The sequence below is a fragment of the Streptomyces sp. NPDC030814 genome (assembly GCF_055572155.1).
In genome coordinates this window covers 30,146-45,835 of sequence record NZ_JBVIDX010000042.1, presented here as the reverse complement: position 1 = coordinate 45,835, position 15,690 = coordinate 30,146, and the positions used below count along the sequence as shown (strand labels likewise).

At 67.1% G+C, this 15,690-nt stretch carries 14 protein-coding genes; 9 read left to right on the top strand and 5 right to left on the bottom strand.

Going from position 1 to position 15,690, the window contains the following annotated elements:
- Window positions 1–136: 136 nt before the first annotated feature.
- A complete protein-coding gene (locus ACZ43N_RS41125; RefSeq protein ID WP_468104751.1) occupies window positions 137–937 on the top strand; it encodes a hypothetical protein in 801 nt (266 codons plus the stop codon).
- A gap of 1,222 nt (window positions 938–2,159) precedes the next feature.
- On the opposite strand, the gene ACZ43N_RS41120 is transcribed toward ACZ43N_RS41125, so the two are convergent.
- Entirely contained in the window at window positions 2,160–2,777 is a 618-nt protein-coding gene (locus ACZ43N_RS41120) for a TetR/AcrR family transcriptional regulator (RefSeq protein WP_468104749.1), read from the bottom strand.
- Window positions 2,778–2,845: 68 nt separating this feature from the next.
- Between ACZ43N_RS41120 and ACZ43N_RS41115 the strand changes: the two genes are divergently transcribed.
- From ACZ43N_RS41115 to ACZ43N_RS41100, 4 genes are all read left to right on the top strand, one after another.
- Window positions 2,846–3,499, top strand: a complete 654-nt coding sequence (locus ACZ43N_RS41115) for an alpha/beta fold hydrolase (RefSeq protein WP_468104748.1) — start codon at window positions 2,846–2,848, stop codon at window positions 3,497–3,499.
- A gap of 186 nt (window positions 3,500–3,685) precedes the next feature.
- The gene (locus ACZ43N_RS41110) at window positions 3,686–4,180 is read left to right on the top strand and encodes a hypothetical protein (protein WP_468104746.1); all 495 of its coding nucleotides are present in this window, start codon (window positions 3,686–3,688) and stop codon (window positions 4,178–4,180) included.
- Between the two features lie 234 nt (window positions 4,181–4,414).
- Window positions 4,415–5,098: a hypothetical protein gene (locus ACZ43N_RS41105; protein ID WP_468104744.1), complete on the top strand. Its 684-nt coding sequence runs from the start codon at window positions 4,415–4,417 to the stop codon at window positions 5,096–5,098.
- Window positions 5,095–5,226: a hypothetical protein gene (locus tag ACZ43N_RS41100; RefSeq protein ID WP_468104742.1), complete on the top strand. Its 132-nt coding sequence runs from the start codon at window positions 5,095–5,097 to the stop codon at window positions 5,224–5,226. Before ACZ43N_RS41105 ends, ACZ43N_RS41100 begins: the two co-directional genes overlap by 4 nt.
- A gap of 518 nt (window positions 5,227–5,744) precedes the next feature.
- Here ACZ43N_RS41100 and ACZ43N_RS41095 read toward each other — a convergent pair.
- From ACZ43N_RS41095 to ACZ43N_RS41080, 4 genes are read right to left on the bottom strand one after another with little or no spacing between them, the layout of a single operon-like run.
- A complete protein-coding gene (locus tag ACZ43N_RS41095) occupies window positions 5,745–6,095 on the bottom strand; it encodes a hypothetical protein (protein WP_468104741.1) in 351 nt (116 codons plus the stop codon).
- Between the two features lie 14 nt (window positions 6,096–6,109).
- A complete protein-coding gene (locus ACZ43N_RS41090; protein WP_468104739.1) occupies window positions 6,110–6,619 on the bottom strand; it encodes a hypothetical protein in 510 nt (169 codons plus the stop codon).
- Window positions 6,616–7,065 carry a DUF6228 family protein gene (locus ACZ43N_RS41085; protein WP_468104738.1) on the bottom strand — a complete coding sequence of 150 codons (450 nt, stop codon included), beginning with the start codon at window positions 7,063–7,065 and terminating at the stop codon, window positions 6,616–6,618. Before ACZ43N_RS41085 ends, ACZ43N_RS41090 begins: the two co-directional genes overlap by 4 nt.
- Before the next feature lie 5 nt (window positions 7,066–7,070).
- Window positions 7,071–7,430 (bottom strand): hypothetical protein, encoded by a 360-nt coding sequence (locus ACZ43N_RS41080; RefSeq protein ID WP_468104736.1) that lies wholly within the window; start codon window positions 7,428–7,430, stop codon window positions 7,071–7,073.
- Between the two features lie 463 nt (window positions 7,431–7,893).
- Here ACZ43N_RS41080 and ACZ43N_RS41075 point away from each other — a divergent pair, with 463 nt between their 5' ends.
- The 4 genes from ACZ43N_RS41075 (at window position 7,894) to ACZ43N_RS41060 (ending at window position 15,578) form a co-directional block, all read left to right on the top strand.
- Window positions 7,894–9,156, top strand: coding sequence for a ParA family protein (locus ACZ43N_RS41075; protein ID WP_468104734.1), 1,263 nt, complete (start codon window positions 7,894–7,896; stop codon window positions 9,154–9,156).
- Complete coding sequence (locus ACZ43N_RS41070) at window positions 9,153–10,301, top strand: ParB/RepB/Spo0J family partition protein (RefSeq protein WP_468104732.1); 1,149 nt, start codon at window positions 9,153–9,155, stop codon at window positions 10,299–10,301. Before ACZ43N_RS41075 ends, ACZ43N_RS41070 begins: the two co-directional genes overlap by 4 nt.
- Before the next feature lie 966 nt (window positions 10,302–11,267).
- Window positions 11,268–11,462, top strand: a complete 195-nt coding sequence (locus tag ACZ43N_RS41065; protein ID WP_468104730.1) for a hypothetical protein — start codon at window positions 11,268–11,270, stop codon at window positions 11,460–11,462.
- A gap of 339 nt (window positions 11,463–11,801) precedes the next feature.
- The gene (locus ACZ43N_RS41060; protein WP_468104729.1) at window positions 11,802–15,578 is read left to right on the top strand and encodes a LamG-like jellyroll fold domain-containing protein; all 3,777 of its coding nucleotides are present in this window, start codon (window positions 11,802–11,804) and stop codon (window positions 15,576–15,578) included.
- Window positions 15,579–15,690: the final 112 nt, after the last annotated feature.

Below are 15,690 nucleotides of genomic sequence, written 5' to 3'. Positions count from 1 at the left end.
CACTAACAAACTCGCCCCCCCCTTCTTTTCGCCACCCCCCGACTCCGTCTAGCGCCCCTGTTTCTCCTCCGTGTTCCTTTCCCCTCCCCCCCTCCCCCTCCCCCCCCCCCCCCCCCCCCAGGCCAGGATGATCCCCATGCCACGTCCCACCCGAAGAACCCTCAACCCAACGAAACCTCTGGTCAGAACACCGAATCGGATCGGTCACCTCGATGCTGCGGCACTTGTCGGCCGACTGCGCCAGCTGCACGAAGATGCCGAGGACAAAGACGTTGAGCGGATGCCGGACGATGACGAACTGTTTCAGGCCTTGCTCTATCTCGAGTCGCATACAGGTGCCCTCAAGGACACCAAGGCCCGGAAGGCCGCGGCGATCGAACGCGTGCGGCTATGGGAGTACCTCCGGGAACAGGTCGATCTACATCAATCGCGGGCCATCGCTGACGCTCGGGCGGCCGACGTCCAATGGAGGGAGCTGGCACCGGCTCTCGCGGTCATCACCTCCAGCGCGGCGTACAACAAGGCATCGCGACTGAAGGCCGCTTCCCTCACCGACGCCTCGCTCGGCGAGCGACCGGTGCGACGAACTCCGGAGGCTGTCGCCGAAGCTGAGCGGAAACTTGCTGCCCGTGCTGCTGCCGAACGTCAGGCGCAGCATGAAGCCACCCGTCGGCATAGCCTGCTCGCCGCCGTAGCTCAACGCCTCCTCGACCACCGTGATGGCCTGAGCGACGACGAGGAGGTCACCTACTGGCTGGGCGAAGTCGCAGAGGTACTCCCCCACTGTGAGACCCCCACGCGGAAAGTTGCCCTCAGCACCTACCTGGGGGCTGCCGTCCGAGAGCTGAAGCGTGTGGAGGAGCGCACAGCAAAGCCCGCCGCGACCAACGCTGATGCCCGCCTCGCGTACGCAGCAGCCATGGAGCTGTTCCCCTGACAACCGTGGCCCGGCTTTCGGCCCGAAGTAACTGACCTGAGGCAGGGGCGGCCTACCGGGAACGCACCGTCAACCGTGGTGCCACCGTCCGGCTGCCGGCCATAGGCCCTCGTCGTGTTGGCCGGCCGCCTGGCTCCCCCGGCCTACCCGGACTTGATCCCACATTGCCGCTGACATCACCGCCATCGCCGTCCACTTCGGCCGCCTGGGTGACCGGCCAACCGTGCCGTCGACGCGGCTTCCTTCGCGTACCGGTACCTCATCAGGCAGGCGACGATCTGTTCAAAACGCTCGGCCTCCGCCCAGGCCCGGCATCTCCCCGGCCCCGCGGTGTCCTCTCCGAAGTTGAAGCACAAGCTGAGTTGGACGGCTCCCTGCCTCAACCACCTCCGCGGTAGGCAACTGGGCTGAGGCTTGACGCGCCCGGGCGGCCGCCTGCCTCATCCTCGACGCGAACAGCCTCGCCCACGAGTCCTTGGCCGTGGGAAGGCTGAGCCTCAGCGCCCGAGTTCCTCCACGCCACCCAGATCCTGGGCGTGGCCACAGAAGTCGGCACCGACACCGGCCCCTGGATGAAGCACCGCGAGACGGAACGCCTACGCCCGTGAGGACCATGAGCTTTCCCCGGGGGTTCGCCCCGAACACCGAGGCCCGCAGGCTCTGGGCGTCACGGTTCGAGCACTACCAGCCGACGCGGCTGCCCTGCCGACTACCTCAGTGAACCGCCATCCACCTGGCAGGACGACGTGTTCACTTCGACTCCCCCGTCGGCCGCGACTGGGGGCGCCGGCCGGCCGGATGGGAAGTCGACGGCCGCCCCGCGCGTCATGCGGTGACGGAGGTGCCGATGGTCGGCGGCTGCGGTCGGCGTGTGGCGGGACGGGGCGGCCTTCGGTGTCGTGGGGCGGGTGGACCCCCTGCAAGCAGGAGCACGCCTGCATCCGTTGCCCGGTCCTCCAGATGGATCCTCGCCAGCTGCCCCGCCTCCTGTACATCATCCAGAACCTCCGCGAGCGCATCCGAGAGGCCCGCGCAAACGGCTGGCTTGGCGAGGTCACTTCAAGTCAGCTTTGACGCCGCGATGGCCAAGCTCAACAGCCTTAAACGGGCTCCGACCGATGGCCGGCCCGCAGCTGGTCGTCCTTGGCATGCCGGTCTTCACCGACCACGCACCACCGCTTCAGCCAGGATCGGGAGAGTCCGGATACCGGCCCTGATCCTGTCACCGAGCGAGTTCGGCTTGGCGAAGACTGCGGAACACCTCCGCGGTCGTCCATCCGCGCAGCGTGGCGTGAATCGACGAGCGGAATGCGGCCTCGGCCGTGGTGGCGTCGAGGGCCCCGGCCAGTTCGAGGGTCACAAGCCCATGCAGGGTTGCCCAGATCGACAGGGCGATCACCGTTGCGTCGCCAGCGAGGACGGACGCCGTCAAGGCGCGATCGATTGCCGCGAGGAGCGGACGGATCGGGTCACTGGCACCGACCTCTCCCGACGGGTCGAAGGACTGCACACCACCGAAGAGCACCGTGTACAGGTGGCTGTGTCCGCACCCCCAACGACGGTAGGCGACGGCCAGCGCGTAGAGGTCGGCGAGAGGATCCGCGGACGTCTGCACCGCCGACACGTCCCGGAACAGGCCGGCGACGGCTCTGTCGCGCACCGCACCGATCAGCCCGTCCTTGCCACCGAACAACGAGTACACCGCCGTCGTCGACGCCTCGGCAGCAGCGGCCACGGCGCGGACCGTGACCGACTCCCGCGGACGGGTGGCGAGCATCTCGGTCGCGCACTCCACAAGCCGCTCTTTGACGGCCTCGTCGTTCGTTCTGGGCCTACCCACGGTCAGCAGCCTACCTCCTTTGATAACGTCGTTTTGAAACGATGTTCTGAAACTGTTGGAGGTCCGCTGTGCCCACGTCCGCCATACGTCTCGTCCGCTTCACCGGACGCCTACTGCTGGCCCTGGCCGCCGTCGCGACGCTGGTCGTCGTCTTTCTCGCACTGATCGCCTTCACCGGCGGGTCAGGTTCGGGGCTCGCCGCGTGGTTGACGACCCTCGGGACCGGGACTTTCCTCGCGCTGTGGTGGGGCCGGCACCGCACCTGGCCGACGAGGCTCGTGCCGTTCCTGCCGGTGATCGTCGCGGCGGCGTTGACGGCGACGGTCTGCATCCCGACCGTGCCGACGGCCCGGCGGTACCCGCCCGCGCTGCCGTTCGTGTCCACTCAGCACTGGAACCTGGCCACGGGCAGCCGGGTCGCGGTGTATCACTACCCGCCCGCGAACCCCGGCCCCCGGCATCCCGTCCCGTTCGTGTACCTCCACGGAGGACCCGTCCGCGGCATCTCGATGCAAGACCACCGGTTTCTGCGACTCCTGGCACGCCAGGGCTACGACGTCTACGCCTACGAACAGGCCGGTGGCGGACGAAGCGACCTGCTCTCCATGGACCAGTACACGATCTCCAGGTCCGTCCGTGACCTCGCCGCCTTCGTCGACCGCCTGGACAAGGGCAAGGTCGACATCCTCGGATTCTCCAGCGGCGGAGTCGTGCTCACCTGAGCCTTGGCCGACCCTGGCGTCGCCGCACGTCTGCACCGGGCGATCATCGCCGAGCCCGGGCCCATGGACGGCCCCACCGCACACATCAACGGGCACAAGGGCCGGGCATCCGCACGGGGCCTCGCGCCGGCCCCGACCGGACCGCGATCGACGCACGTCCCCCGGTACGCCGTGGCATTCGGCCTCATGCGACTTGGACTCCTCACCCCGGACACCGGACTGATCGGACAGGCCGAAGGCGACAACGCCTTCACCGCCGCCGACCTCGGCAGCGACACCGCATCCGCCTACTGCGCGCGCGACGCGCACCGCATCCCCACCGAGGACACCGCACAGAACTTCTCCTTCAGCCCCGCCGCCAGCCTCCGCATCCAGCAGACGGTCAAGGACTCACCCTCCATCGCCCCGCAACTGAGGCGCTCCCGGACCCCCGCGATGCTGATGATCGCCGAGTGCTCCTCCCAGGTCCGCCAATGGGCGACCGCCGCGCTTGCCAATGACCCCGCCATCCAGCGCACGCAGTACATGCCTGGAGTCGGACACCACATGTGGAACGGCCTTGAGGACAACAACGACCGGGCTGTCGCCGTCATCACTGCGTTCCTTCAGGACAAGCCAGCCCCCCTGCCGAACTACCCGACCCGCGACGAGATCCCTACCTTCCTGCGCGACCACAAATAAAGACGTTGCCGCCCGGCACCGGCAAAGGAGGGCGAAACCTCGAAGCCGCCTGGACCCTGCGCGAACTACAGCCAAGGACGTGCTCTTAGTCCGGAAAAGTGCCTTTGGCCTCACCGAACTCCTGGCCCGCGCACTGCGCGATCGCAGCCGCCAGGTGGAAGTCCAGCACCGTCACCGCCACTTGCCACGCGTCCTCACCACCCACACCACCAACCCCGAGCAGGAGCCCACCCGATGAAGCACCGTCTCTTCCGCCGCTGCAGCAACGCCCCCGGCACCCTCTCCCCCGAGGACCAGGCCCCCGTCGACGCCTTTCGCGCACTGCTCGACGCCCGCAAGAATCCGCAGCTCTGGACACCGGGCTGCAACCGGGACGTCGCCGTCCAGGTCGGCCCGTTCCTCGAGCGCGCCCAGCCCCGCCCCGGCGACGACCGAGGCCCCGACCTGATCGCCATCTCTCTGGTCCACCCGGACACCCCGCACGCCGCGGCCTACCACCACGGCCACAAGCTCGGCTACAACCGCAAGGGCTGGCTCCGCTGCGAGACTGCCGCGATCGTCGGCATCTGGCTGTCGGCCTACGCGATACTTACCCACGCTGCGGCGAACCTGCCGCTTCCCGACGACGTCGGCATGGCCCCCGCCCACTACGGCGTCCACGTCGAGGCCCGCCGCGGCGATGACACCGGCTACACGCTGCTCCGCCTCGGCCCCTACACCCAGACCCGGCTCGCCTCCCTCGACGCCGACCGCCTCAACACCGAACTGCAGGACTGGGCGACCCCGGTCATCCCCGACTTCATCGTGACCGCGAAGGCCGCGCCCTTCCACGTCAGCGACCACGCCTCCTACCACGATCCGTACGAGTCCGACGTCGCCGCGCTCCTGGTAGACAGCATCGCGGGGGTGCTCACGTGATCACAGGCCGGTACGGGATACCGGCCAGCGAGGTCGAGGACGGCACCATGGTTTCCTCCGAAGGCATCTGGACGCCCGGAGGCGAGAGACACCAGCTGTGGGCCGACATCATCGAGGCCGCCGCGTAGTCCGTGTCCGCTGCTGGCGCATCCCGCCCGGTTGCTGTTCCGATGGCAGGCATGCGGCACCCGCACCGTGGGGGAGCCGCTGGCATCCCCGACCTCGATGACACGGAGGCACTCGCGACCAGGGTGCCCTGACTCACCAACCCGACTGCGAACCACACCAGGCCCGTGCACCGTGTGAAACGTGCGGAGAGCACGGGCCTGTCTGCCTTCATGCCCTTTCAGGCGACCGCGTCCTGGCTGTGGCATCACATGGTGCACTCGCTGGGATGTGACCCGCCCCAAGCCTCCAGTGCCGTACACGGCAGCCAGTACCGCCATGTGGCCACGGACAGCGCTGGCCTATTACGGCGTAATAGCTCGCCCTCTTCTCAGGCCCACCTGGAGGCAGCTATTACGGCGTAATAGCCCTGACGCCCCAACAGGTGATGCCGACCCGACCCGCTGAAGGTGAACCGCCTCGGGGGTGTGACCAGCGGTGGTTCAGATTGAGCGAGACGGAGGCGCGCCCGACGTCCCGCTCAATCTGAGTTCCGAGCGCCAGGACTTGCCTCGCGTTCGGCGGCGAACTCGTCGAGAAGCTGGAACAGGACCTTGATCGCGTGCCTCTCGTCTTCGGGCGGCAGGTCGGCGATGTTGTCCCAGCCCTCTGGGAGCGCGATGTGTAGGACCTGTCCGGGCCAGGCATGGTTGCAGCTGCGGCCGCGGCGGACGACGAGCCACTCGTGCCAGCCTGTGAGCCCCTGTCCGCCGTGGCGCATCGCGTGCTGGTCGTAGCCGGTGAGGAAGGCAGTCAGCTGGTGGAACGAGGCTGTGCCGACGAACATGCCGGGACGGCGGCCGACGCAGGCGAAGTACTCACGTTCGCTCATTTCCCTGACCTGTCTCATCGGTCTCCGTCGCAGGTCTGGCGCGGATCCGGCTCTGCACCGTGCGGATGTCGACGGTCGTTCCAGAGTCGTCTGAGGGCTTCGAGTTCGGTGCAGGGGAAGTGCTCGCCCCATTTGCTCCGGTAGCCGCTCTCGCCGTAGGTGCGCGCGACGTCGTCGAAGCAGCGGATCACGGCGCGGGCCAGCTCGTCGATGGCGTATTGGCTCGACCAGATTTCGGTGCCCTTGTTGTCGTGGTCGCTTCCGTCCCGGAGCTCCAGGATCCGGATCCAGACGCGCTCGTCTTCCCGATAAAAGATCCATCGATAGGCGGTCGGCTCGGCCTCGAACTGCGCTCGTGTTTCCCTCTCGCCGGCGATCAGCCGGGTCAGGGCGGTCAGGAAGTCTTCCGGCGCGCTCGTGATGTAGGAGGCGGTGAGCACGATGGCCGCCTGCCGGTCTGTGATCGTGCAGTCAGCCCAGCCGTGTCCGTCGAGGCGCCAGGCAAGGCGCAGGCCGATCGTCACGACGGATTCCCTTCCAGGAAATGCCGGATGTCCGATGCCGCGGCAGCGAGCTGTTCGCCGGCCTCGAGCCAGATGGTGACCGAAGCGTTCCAACTCCCGGGAAAGGTGCGCCAAGGACGGAGCGTCCAGGTCAGCCCGACGTGTCCGCCTGAGCGGAACATGGCCGATAGGGCCAGGTCCTGGTCGATGGTGTGCCAGGGCCGTGCACCGTCCCAATCATCGAAGTCCGCGACGAGGCGGTCCAGGAATGACGCGAGGTCGGCGTCCCGAGTCCAGGCCACGACCCCGTCGACGCGCGAGCTCAGGCCGGGCGCCCAGAGCTCGACGGCGTAGTGTGCGCAGTCGGCATCGACGAGAGATCGATCGCTGAACCGGATTCCGACAGCGCGGTTGTCCAGGCAGCGGAGAGTCACGCCGCTTTCTTCGGCGCCGTCCAGATAGGTCATGCGGGTCAAGCTAGGCCAAGGCCAAGATTGCCGTCACCGCGATTCCCAGGGGCTGCCGCGGCCTCGATGGTGTTCCCGATCATGCGGAGTTGATGGATGAACCACGGCGTGGTGGTGGTGCGGTCCGTGGCCGCGAACTTCACAGCGTCCTCGGGCTCGATCCGGTCATCAGGGCGCACATCCAGCACCACGGCGGTAGGCCGTCCCGACAGCGCGCGAAGTAGTCCGACGTATGTGACCCGACGGGCCTGGTCACCCGGCCGCCATGAGAGCCGGAACAGCTGTGACGCGCCGGCCACCACGTCCGGCTCCGAGTCCAGCTGCATCAGATGAGCGAGCTCCACCCACGACTCGAAGCCCACCAACTCGCCACTGGCAGCAGCCCACTACCAGCCGGGAAGTTGCGCTGCCCCCGGTACGACGGGAACGTCCGCACCTGCCCGGCAGCCTTGAAACGCGTCGACCACATCGCCTCAAACGCCCGCTGTGCAGCTCACCACGACCGTCGACGTACTCCAGCGAGGAGCCCTCAGCCTCCACCAGCCACCCTCACATGGCGCTGACCACGTACGACGAGCGTAGGGGGGCCGGGCACGGCAATGGTTCACAAGGAGCGAGACGGATGGGTGATGCCCAGGCCGACTGGGACGCAAGACGGGATCACTCAGATAGATCGCGACTGGGTCACCTTCAGCGAGACGGGCCAGCGGCATCTCGCGCCCGCCATGAGGCAGCTATTACGGCGTAATAGCTCTGACGGCCCAACAGGTGTTGGAAACTAACGTGTCGATGCAGCAAAGGATCATCGACGTTAGTAAGGTGTCCTGCATGAGTTCGCCAGCCACTTCCAGCGACCGCGAGAAGGTCGTCTCCAAACTGCCGGGATGGCTCCGGCAGAACCTCAAGATCAGAGCCGCCCAGCACGGCATCGAGATTCAGGCCGCCGTCGAACAGGGCATCCGCGACTGGTGCAGCCTCGCGTCCGCGACGGCAACCGTCGACACCGCGGGCGCCGACTCCTTCTCCACCTTCCTCCCGCCCGGCCAGTGGGAGCAATTCCGTCAAGTCGTCACAGACCGCGGTATCTCCCTCATCCAAGGCCTGGCCCAGTCCGTCCAGCTGTGGCTCGACGCCAACCCCGCACCCGACGTCGCCCGCCCCGAAGTCACCCGCCGCATCATCGTGTGCAACCAGAAGGGCGGCGTCGGCAAGACCGCGATCACCGCCGGCCTCGGTGAGGCACTCGCCGAAGACCCCAACGCCCTGCACGCTGTTCGAGTTGCCAAGGCCCTCGCCAAGGCCCTGCGCGCCAGCTACGTCCACTCCGATGACGCACCCACGAACGACCCACTCGACATCGAGAATCTGCCAGGCCTCGGCTTGCGCGTCCTGCTCGTCGACTTCGACCCGCAGTGCCACCTCACCAACCAACTCGGCGCCACACCGCTGCCGATGAACGGCGACAGCCTCACCAACCACATGGCCGGGGACCCGAAGGGCGACCTCCGGGACCTCATCGTCTCTATCGGCGACGCCCCCTTCGGCGGTCGCCTCCACCTGCTGCCCGCCTGCAACGACGCCTTCCTCCTCGACGTGCGCCTGTCCGCTGTGCGAGCCCGTGAAGCCGCCCTGGAACGCGCACTCGCCCCGCTCGAAGCCGACTACGACGTCATCCTCGTGGACTGCCCACCCAGCCTCGGCCTCAGCATGGACGCCGCCGCCTACTACGGCCGCCGCCGCGACGGCGAAAAGCCGGGACAGTCCGGCGCCCTGATCGTCGTGCAGGCAGAGGACAGCTCCGCCGACGCCTACGAACTGCTCACCACACAGATCGACGACCTGCGCGGAGACCTGCAGATCGACATCGACTACCTCGGCATCGTCGTCAACCTCTACGACTCCCGCCGCGGCTTCATCGCCACCTCCTCACTACAAGGGTGGGTCGACATAAAGGATCCACGGGTCGTCGGCCTCATCGGCGATCTCAAGGAACAGAAGGAAGCAGTACGGATGAAGCAACCCCTGCTGTCATACGCCCCCAAGTCACAGCAGGCGATCGGCATGCGCGCACTGGCCCGGGAGATCGCATGAGCAAGGCCGACCAACTGGGAGCCGGCCGATTCGGCGGGGGAGTACGCCCCATCAGCGCGCGCCGGCAGGCGGTCGCTGCCGCCACCGGGGTCCCCACCGACGGCGCCGCCGCCCCTACCGAACTCCCCCCACACCGCATCAGCCTCAACCCCGACAACCCCCGCTCCGCCCTCGGCGATCTCACCGACCTCGCAGGCAGCCTGAAGACACACGGCCAGAAGCAGGCGATCACGGTCATGAACCGCGACACCTACATCAAGGCCAACCCCGAGCGCGAAGCCGACCTCGAACCCGACACCACCCACGTCGTCATCGACGGCAGCAGCCGCCTCGCAGCTGCCCGCGAAGCACACCTCACGACCATCAAAATCATGGTCAGCGACGACCAGGGCACCACCTCCGAGGAAATCCTCGAATCCGCCCTCGTCGCCAACATCCACCGCCAGGACCTCGAAGAACTCGATGAAGCCCGAGCCCTTCAGCGTCTCCTCGCCATCCACGGCAGCCAGACCGCCCTCGCCAAGCGGCTCCACCGCTCGCAGGGCTGGGTCTCACAACGCCTGGCCCTCCTCAACCTCACCCCTGAACTCCAGGCACGCATCGGCACAGAGCCCATCGACCTGCTCCGCGCCGTCGGCAACAAGCCCGCCACGGAACAGGAAGCCGCACTCACAGAGCTGAAGCAGGAACGGGCCCGTAAGGAAGAGGCCAAGCGAGACCGTTCCAAGAAGCGACAGACAGCCGAGACGCCTGCCGCGCACGACACCAAGACAACCGACGGCTATTACGGCGTAATAGACGAGGACGTCGTGAACGGATCGTCCGCCGGAGTCCAGAGCGAATACCCTGCAGACGACGCAGACAATGAAGGGCCTCGCCGTGAAGCTCCTTCGACAGCGCATGATGCGCAGAGCGCCCCAGAACAGGGAGCCACAAACGGGCAGTCCGTCCCAGAACCACGCCCTCACAACGAAGCTCCCTCCGGCGAGTCCCAGCCTGCTGGGAAGCAGCTGAAGCGATTCCCGTATGAAGACGGCCAGTCGGCAGCGATGTACCTGATCCGCAGGATGCCGCAGGAGGAGTTCGACAAGATGCTGCAGCTGCTACTCCAGCACAGAGACAGCCAGGGCGCGGCCGCCACGTGATCCTGCGCCGCTAGTCCGCCAAGTAGCGGCATACACCGTCGGGGCTCGTCACCAAAGGTGACGAGCCCCAACGGGTGCCAAGGCGCAACTCGCAGGACCTTTTCCAGGCGTGGCGGCCCAGGACCCGCACCGCCTCCTTCGCTGCCGTCCAGGCCGCCGAGGCAGCAGTTGTGGACGCCTGCTCAGCCATGGGGGAGGAGCCGGTGCCCCAACGGATGCCGATGGCTACCGGAACCGGTCGCGCTTGGCCGCCTGCAAGATCGCCAGTACCTCTGAAGGCATCTCGCATCTCCTATCTGAACGATCAGCACCTGGTCCGAAGACCTCTGATGGGGGAAGCACAAAATCTGCCGACTCGCCGCCATGGCCCGCGAGGAGTCTGATCCGTCGCGGCGGGCGTTTTTGGAGGAGTTCCCGGACGGCTTCGGACTGGCGGAGGAAGCGGTCTGACGGCAGCCTCAGGAGAGCAGGACCCGCTTGCGCAGGAGGCCGAAGCCGGCGCGGCCGAACATCTGCCGTTTCAGCGTCTTGATCCGGTTAACTGCTCCTTCACAGTCCGGAGTTCCAGTCGGTGGTCAGACCGGCGGTCACTGCAGTGAAGTCGCTATTCAGGCCGGTGGCGAAGCTGCTGATGCCGGGTGTCTTGGCGTCGGCGGCCTCGTTGATCCACTCGGGCAGTCGGTCGCTGCTGAAGGTGGTGAGTTCTCGGCGAAAGAGCTGGTCAGCTCTGCGGCGGACGCGACTTCCGGACAGCGGTCGAGCACGGCCTTGCGGTGCCGTTTTTCTTCTCGGTCCGGGTGGCGGGATGTCGGGTGAACCCGGTTCCTCGTCACTCTCACATTCCCCCTCAACGCCCCCTGGAATGCGGGGACATCATGCGCACGACGGCACGCCGCTGCGGTCCGGCCGTACGCGAGAGACCTGATCTACCCGGGGCCGGCTGGCGTCAATCCACACGGCCCTACGGTGACGAGGACTGCGTGCCGCTGCCCCGGGGCAGCACCCGTCGTCTCTGAGCAGGCCCGCGCCAAGCTGAACCGGATCGCGGCGAAGATGACCCGCCCGCCCAAGCAGCAGACCCGGCCGCTCGCGCAACTGCGCGCATGGTGGAAGACGAGCGCGATCCTGACCTCCGGGGTAGCCGTCGACGTCATCGACTGAGCGCGCCCGTGCCGCAGCAGGGCACGAAGCGGGGGCGGAGCTACGCGGATACGGGTTTCGCTACATGCCTCGCATCTCGGCATGTGCATGCCAGACAGGCTGGGCTGGGGGATGATCAGTACCACGAACGAGTGATCATGAAACGGGAGAGAAGGGACGCAACGCCCTCTCGTGCGGCGGTCATTCAGCGAGCGTCTATTGACATGATCCGACCATTGGCGGATACGGTGCCCCGGCTTTGATCTTTTTGTGACTCGCGGGTGACGGCCTCGTGGAGTAGCGGGGGAAGGCGGGGTAATGGGCGTGCCCAGGCTGCGTGACGGCATCGGCAGAGCAACGATGACAGGGCTTGTTGTCGCGGTCGTCGGCGGTCTGCTGCCACTGGGAAGCGGTGGTGCGGCACATGCCTCCACCGGGGCGGTCACCGCAACAACATCTCAAGCCGCGGACGCGACTCCGCCGGCCGCGCTGTCCGCCGAGGCCCGCGCTGCGGAGACCGGCGAGCCGGTCGAGGTACTGGCGGAACGCACCGAGTACTCCCAGGTGTTCGCCCAACCCGATGGCGGATTCACACTGACTCAGTCGACCACCCCCCAACACGTCAGGGATGCCGACGGCTCGTGGAAGCCGGTCGATGTGACGCTGGTGAAGCGGGCGGACGGTCGCATCGCGCCCAAGGGCGCCGTGGTGGACCTTTCTTTCTCCGGTAAGGGCTCCGGTTCCGACATGATCCGGATCGGTGACCGCGATGGCCACGCACTCACCTTGGGATGGGGCAACGAGCTGCCGGAGCCGGTGCTGGAAGGAGACACGGCCACCTATCGGGAGGTGCTTCCCGGAGTCGATCTGCTGCTGACCGCGACGCCCGAGTCTTACCGTGAGGTGCTCGTCGTCAAGACGCGGGAAGCGGCGGCGAGTCCCGCGCTGGACAAGGTGGTCCTCGAGATTGAGGGTGACGGGCTGGAGGTGAGGCCCACTGCCAACGGCGGCCTGGTGGCGGAGAACAGTGACGGTGTGGAGGTGTTCACGGGCCCACCGGGACGGATGTGGGACTCCGCGGGTGAAACCCAGGCCGAGGCCGGGGGAGTCAGCACCATGATGGGCGTAGCCGCGGCCGAGGGCGCAGAGGACGATCTGGCCGACCCGGCTGCCGGGCCGGGAGACGGCAGTGCCTCCGCCGTCATGCCTGTGCAGGTCGGAGACGACACGATTGCCGTGGTGCCCGACGACGAGGTGCTGAAGGGCGAGCAGACCGTCTATCCCGTCTACATCGACCCTGCGGTTGGCGTGGGGCACACGTACCGCACGGTCCTGTCGTCCGACGGTGACGACTTCTGGATGTTCGATGGGGCGGGCCATGGCATCGGCCGGTGCGGTTACAACTCCGAGGGCGCGTGCACAACCGGCGCCTGGTACACGAACCGGATGTACTTCCAGTTCAACTCGGCGAGCGCGCTGCGCGGCAAGTACGTGGTCGATGCCACCTTCCGGGCGTATGAGACGTGGTCGTTCGACTGCAACCCGGCCTGGGTGGACCTGGAGCGCACGGACGGCATCTCCTCCGGCAGCAGCTGGCCTGGGCCGGGCGGGCCCAAATCGGACAACAGCTGGGACCAGGTGGGTGACAAGTACGTCTCGGCCGGCCGCGGGACTGCTTGCTCTCCGGAGCAGCCGAACAAGTGGATCGAGTTCAACGACAACCCGCAGGAGCCCGACGAGAACCTGAAGTCCACGGTGCGGAACTTCGCCGACGGCAAGATCGACAATCTGACGCTCATGCTGAAGGCGAAGGACGAGTCGGACGTCACCGCATGGAAGCGGTTCGACGACAACGCGGAACTGGAGGTGGAGTTCGCCTACCAGCCGGGTGTGCCCACCCGGTACGGAGTGTGGCCGGGCAACCCCGGTGGCGATCCGGATGACGTGCAGTGCTCCACCACCTCGAGCAATCCGGTGATCGTGACTCGGGCCACTCCCTACGTGCAGGCAGCGGTTCAGACGAAGGTCGAACACAACGCGGGCAGCTCGGAGGGTGATCTGCAGGCCGAGTGGGTGATGGAACGCAAGCAGGCCGACGGTACGTGGGTGAAGAACTGGAGTGCCTACAGGCCTTCTTCCGGCTGGGACTCCGACGGCACAGTCGAAACGGCGCAGGTCTCGTCGTTGAGCGGGGCGCTGTACCGGCTCAAGGCGCGTACTCAGTCGCACTGGTACTACTCCGCGACGGGCGCGTCCGGGGACCTGTTCTCCTCGTACACACCCTGGTGTTACTTCAAGGTCGACCCGGACAGACCGAAGACGCCCGTGGTGTCCGCGGTGCAGAACGGTGTCTACACCCTGTGCTCGACGGAGGACTGCGCCGCACAGGGCGGCCCGGGCGTCCGGGGCAAGCTGCACTTCGCTCAGAACTCCGCGGACACCGACGTTGTGAAGTTCGAGTGGCGACTGCCCGGTATGACCAAGACCGACTTCATCACCGGTGCCAGCGTGGACGAAGAGATCGTTCCCTTGCTGGCAGGCAGACAGACTCTTCAGGTGCGCGGCTGGGATGCCGGAGGCTCGGGGGAATGGGCCTACGTCAAGATCAAGGTGGCGGCCGGCCAGAGTGCGGTCGGGCGCTGGCACTTCGACGACTACCCGCCCGGTTCTCCTGAGAAGCTCGCCAAGGACACGGCCACCGAAGGCAGCGTCCGGCACAACGCGACGATGTATACCGACGGGACGGGATTCTCGTCGCTGGCCCGCCGCGGGGACGCCGACCAGTCGCTCTGGCTGGACAGCGCAGACCCCGCTAAGCAGCAGGGTTATGCCGCAACGTCCACGCCAGCGATCAACACCACCGACTCCTTCACGGTTTCGACCTGGGCGTACCTCACCGACGCCTCGGTGAACAGAGTGGTGCTCGCTCAGCCCGGCAGCGCGGCGAACGCGTTCGCGCTGTACTACTCGTCGGCTTACAAGGCATGGGTGTTCAACCGCGCCGACCAGGACAAGACGAGTCCGGTGTTCATCCGTTCCCTCGCGGAGAAGCAGAACCCCCAGCTGAAGGTGTGGACGCACCTCGCCGGCGTGTTCAAGACCGAGGGCGACGACGGCCTGCCCGACACCGATCCGACGAACGACACCATTCAGCTCTTCGTCAACGGTGAGCCGCAGGGCGAGCCGGTCAAGTTGGCCGCTGCGGCATCCACCTACCAGCCCTGGTCGGCGACCGGCGGACTGCAGTGGGCACGCTCGGTCAAGTCCGGTGTCGGTGGCGAGTTCTTCCGTGGCCGTCTGGATGAGACCGCCGTGTGGCAGCGCGCACTGACCGAGGCCGAAGTACGCGGGGAGGGCCAGCTGCGTGAGAACGAGGCTGCGGCGACCGAGCTGATGGCCAACTGGGACGCCTCCGCCTCCACCGGAACGACGCTGGCGGAGCAGTCGGGCTACCCGTTCGCGGGAATGACGCTCGCCGGCAACGCCCAACTCGCCGGGGCCCCGCAGTTGCTGACCTTGGACGGCACCAACAGCTACGCCTCCACGACCGGGCCGGTGGTCGACGAAACGGGTGCGTTCACCGTCAGTGCGCTCGCCCGGGTGGACTCGGCGAAGTTGGTCGGCAAGGCGGACGGTTACACCGTCACTGTCGCCAAACAGAAGATCGGCCACGAGGCCTCCTGGGCACTGAAGCTGGTCAAGCTGGCCGACGACATCGACGGCGACGGCAAGCCGGAATGCGTATGGCGCTTCGAACGGGCCACCGTGGACGCCACCGGAGCGAAGGCATCCTCGACTCAAGTGTCGTCCACCGCCCTGGCCGTGCTGGACGAACTGGTGCACATCACCGGGGTGTACAACGCGGCCGAGGAATTCCCCGACGGCGATGCGACCCGTTTCGGCAAGCTGCACCTGTTCGTCGGCGCCGACGAACAGGTCGACGAGGCCACCCTGGCGAACTTCCCCCAGCCCCAGCAGGGCACCGGAGAGCTCGCGATCGGCCGCGGCCACACCAATAACGCACCCGGTGAGTACCTGCCCGGTGCGGTGCAGGAACTGCGGATCTGGGCCGGGGCCATGGAGAGCCGCCAGATTGCCGAGCGGGTGCTCGGTGAGCCGGCGCCAACCACCGGCTAGCCGCGCCATCGAGGCGGAACGCCTCAGGCGCTGACGCCCGAGGCACCACATGAGCAGGGACGCACATCCACGCACCCACACCGGTGCGGGTCGGACGACGACGACAGGGCTG